Origin of the sequence: Microcystis sp. LE19-41.2A (assembly GCF_027530405.1) — a bacterium.
Taxonomy (GTDB): Bacteria; Cyanobacteriota; Cyanobacteriia; order Cyanobacteriales; family Microcystaceae; genus Microcystis; species Microcystis aeruginosa.
In genome coordinates this window covers 1-3,466 of the sequence record NZ_JAPZQJ010000572.1, presented here as the reverse complement: position 1 = coordinate 3,466, position 3,466 = coordinate 1, and the positions used below count along the sequence as shown (strand labels likewise).

Sequence of the window (3,466 nt, the reverse complement as noted above, 5' to 3'; positions counted from 1 at the left end):
ATAAGGGGGGTGCCGATCCCCTCTGCCCCCCTTGATAAGGGGGGTGCCGATCCCCTCTGCCCCCCTTGATAAGGGGGGTGCCGATCCCCTCTGCCCCCCTTGATAAGGGGGGTGCCGATAGGCGGGGGGATCCCCCTTGATAAGGGGGGCATCTGATAATTTTTAACGCCTACCTACTTAACAGTATCAGGTTAAGAAATAATTTTCATACTTTTTTCATTTTAGCCCGACCGGTTTTCTGGCGATAGTTTCTGCTGTTGATTACGCTGTCTCCCCCCCCTCAATAGTTAAAAAACCCTAGTCGATCGAGGTAGAGTTTCCATCCTAGAGTTTAATAATTATTAGACTAGGACGAGCGCAAATTGCTTGGAGGTATAGCCCCTATGGCCAGTGAAAGTGTTGTACAGGACAGAGATTATACTCTGATTATTGACAAAAGTGGCAGTATGTCCACTGCTGATAAACCCAGTGATAAAACCCGTTGGCAAATTGCCCAAGAATCCACCCTCGCCTTGGCTAGAAAGTGCGAGGAAATCGATCCCGACGGCATCACTATCTATCTTTTTTCCGGACGTTTCCGACGCTATGATAATGTTACTTCCGATAAGGTCACACAAATTTATCAAGAAAACGAACCGATGGGGAGGACAGACCTAGCAGCTGTGCTGCAAGATGCCCTTGATAATTATTTTCAGCGCAAAACTGCCGGCAAAACTAAACCCAACGGAGAAACTATTCTGGTGATTACCGACGGAGAACCAGATGATCGCAAAGCGGTGATGCGTCAAATCATCGAAGCTTCTCGAAAACTCGATAGCGATCAAGAATTAGCCATTTCTCTGATTCAAGTAGGCCATGATCGGCAAGCAACCGAATTTCTCAAAGCTTTAGACGATCAACTAGAATCGGCGGGGGCCAAATTCGATATCGTTGACACAATTACTATCGATGATATGGAAGATATGACCCTAGCGGAAGTTCTTCTCAACGCCATTACCGATTAATTTCTAGCCAGTAGGGGTGATATCTCTTCACCCCTACTCAAGGAGGATTTAACTGCTAGTCAGGGCGACCAATTTATCTTTTTCCTCATCGGATAATTGCTCCGATTGTCCCGTGATTTGTTTGTAGATTTTGAGATATTCCAAAGCGGATTTATACCAACTAAAATCTTGAGTCATTGCCCGTTGCTGTAGTTTTTGCCAATCCTGTTTATAACGAAAACTTTCCCAAGTCCGGATCATACAGGTAAACAGGTCTAAAGGTTCATAGCGATCGAAACTAAATCCTGTTCCTTTTTCCTGAATCGGGTCGTGGAAAGACACCGTATCGACTAAACCACCGGTGCGGCGTACCATGGGAATACAACCGTAACGCATAGCCATTAATTGGGAAATGCCGCAGGGTTCAAAACGGGAAGGCATTAACAAAGCATCGGCCCCCCCATAGATGCGACGGGAAAGGGCATCACTATAGAGAAGATGCAGGGACATTCGCCCCCGGAAACGGGAAGTCATCTCCCACAGTTGGGTTTCATAATAGCGATCGCCTGTACCCAAAATAATCAATTGTGCATCAGTATAGGTGAGAAAGCGATCTAAAATTTGCATCACTAGATCAATACCTTTTTGTTCCACCAAACGCGTCACCATCCCCATGACAAAGGCATTTCTGCTGACCTGTAGCCCCACTTCTTCTTGCAGGGCAATTTTATTGGCCAGACGTTTTTCGATGGTTTCTGGGGTAAAATTCTGCTTAAGATAAGCATCTTTAGCCGGGTTATACACCTCCGTGTCGATGCCGTTGACAATCCCCACCAGATTGCCGGAAATGTAGGACAATAATCCTTCTAAATTTTCGCCATAAATGGGGGTCTGTATTTGACGGGCATAGGTGGGAGAAACGGTGGTGATGCGATTAGCAAATTGAACCGCCGCGGCCATGGTATTATCCCCCTGCATATACCAAGGACACCAAGTCATTTTTTCTAATGCCTCCCGCCAAGGGCCCTGGTAGGCGAGATTATGGATAGTAAAAACGGTGCTAATATCGGGGTCTTGGTGCATCCAGACGGGAATCATGCCCGTGTGCCAATCATGACAGTGAATAACTTGCGGTTTCCAGTAATTCCAAGCGAATTCCGCCGCACCATTGGCAAATAGGGTAAATCGCCAGGCCTCATCTTCGCCTCCGTAGATACTGCGTCCAGAGAAAGCTAGATGACCAAAGAGGTAGAGAGGAATATCCGTATCGGGTAAAACCGTCTCATAGACTAAAAAATCCTGAAACATGGCGAATCCTGACCAAATGGGTTCGGAAGGGATGTCCATTTTTTCCTGGAGAAAACCGTAGTAGGGTAGAAAAATCCGCACGTCATGACCTAGCTGACGCAAGACTTTCGGTAATGCCCCAATTACGTCCCCCATTCCCCCAACTTTGGCAATTGGGGCGGCCTCGGCACCCACAAATAGAATTCGCATACTCTTCCCGCTTTACTTCACGACGACAAGAAATTTTAACAGATAAAACCCCCCTAGCAGGATTTGCCAGCAGGTTATTATCGGATTAGCCTAGATTTTTCTTTCACCAACCAGAGAGCCAACGAGGGGAAAATTAGCTGTTTTGGACATTATTAAGTTTTGTAGCCTTTTTTTGCCGGCTTTTTATTCGGAATAAGTGTTTAAGATTTTGGATGGACTCTACCAAAGAAGACAAAGTAAACTATAGCAATCCTAAATCATTTTCTAAAAACAACTGTATTGATGAATTTTAGGAAAATCAAATTTATGATCGATCATCAATACAAAATTCAAATAAAAATTTGACAATCTTAAAAGACTTGCATAAATACCGGCGTTGTCAAATTGAAAGATGCTCCGAATCAGCTAGGAACTGAAATTACTTTGATAGCAAGGATAGCATTGCATCTTGACAATTAGTGTTTAATGAACGAATAGTGCCGATGGTTGGGCTTAAGTGGGGAACAAGAGTCGCTCGATTTAGCAGTGGAATTAGCCCTACAATCGGCGTTGTCAAATTGAAAGATGCTCCGAATCAGCACCGGAGCATTGCATCTTTCCTCTTCTGATCTGACAACGCCCCCGTTTTCTTGTATTTAGAAAACGGGTTTCTGCGAGAAACTATTTAGAAAACGGGTTTCTTTGAGAAACCCGTTTTCTGCAAACGCCTATTTAGAAACCCGTTTTCTTGTAATAAATGTTAATTTCTGTTACAGGGGTCTTGAAAAATTGGCCATTGTTAGGCTAAAACTGTTATCAATAAACTTTTGCTGTTACTGTCATGACTCTCTCTCTTTTGTCGATTATTCCTGTTGTTGACGATGTTTTGTTCAATTTCGCTCAATCTGATGGTTTTTGGGCGAATTTAGAAACTGCTTTTGGCACAAATTATGATGTGGTTAAGGCGACGGAATTACGACAGCAGTGGAAAAGCCGAAATTTTAGTC

Annotated in this window: 2 protein-coding genes and 1 pseudogene; 2 read left to right on the top strand and 1 reads right to left on the bottom strand. The window is 44.2% G+C overall.

Annotated elements, in window-relative coordinates:
- Positions 1-383 precede the first annotated feature (383 nt).
- On the top strand, positions 384-1,004 hold the full coding sequence (locus tag O9290_RS24140; protein WP_002759854.1) for a vWA domain-containing protein: 621 nt from the start codon (positions 384-386) through the stop codon (positions 1,002-1,004).
- Positions 1,005-1,052: 48 nt separating this feature from the next.
- On the opposite strand, the gene glgA is transcribed toward O9290_RS24140, so the two are convergent.
- Positions 1,053-2,480 carry a glycogen synthase GlgA gene (glgA, locus tag O9290_RS24135; RefSeq protein ID WP_002759853.1) on the bottom strand — a complete coding sequence of 476 codons (1,428 nt, stop codon included), beginning with the start codon at positions 2,478-2,480 and terminating at the stop codon, positions 1,053-1,055.
- Positions 2,481-3,300: 820 nt separating this feature from the next.
- On the opposite strand from glgA, the pseudogene O9290_RS28620 reads away from it, so the two are divergent.
- Positions 3,301-3,466, top strand: a pseudogene (locus tag O9290_RS28620) (calcium-binding protein); the annotation flags it as partial.

Bases quoted from the DNA above. Each gene is read 5' to 3' on its own strand.
- O9290_RS24140 (WP_002759854.1), top strand. From the start codon at position 384: ATGGCCAGTGAAAGTGTTGTACAGGACAGAGATTATACTCTGATTATT.
- glgA (WP_002759853.1), bottom strand. From the start codon at position 2,480: ATGCGAATTCTATTTGTGGGTGCCGAGGCCGCCCCAATTGCCAAAGTT.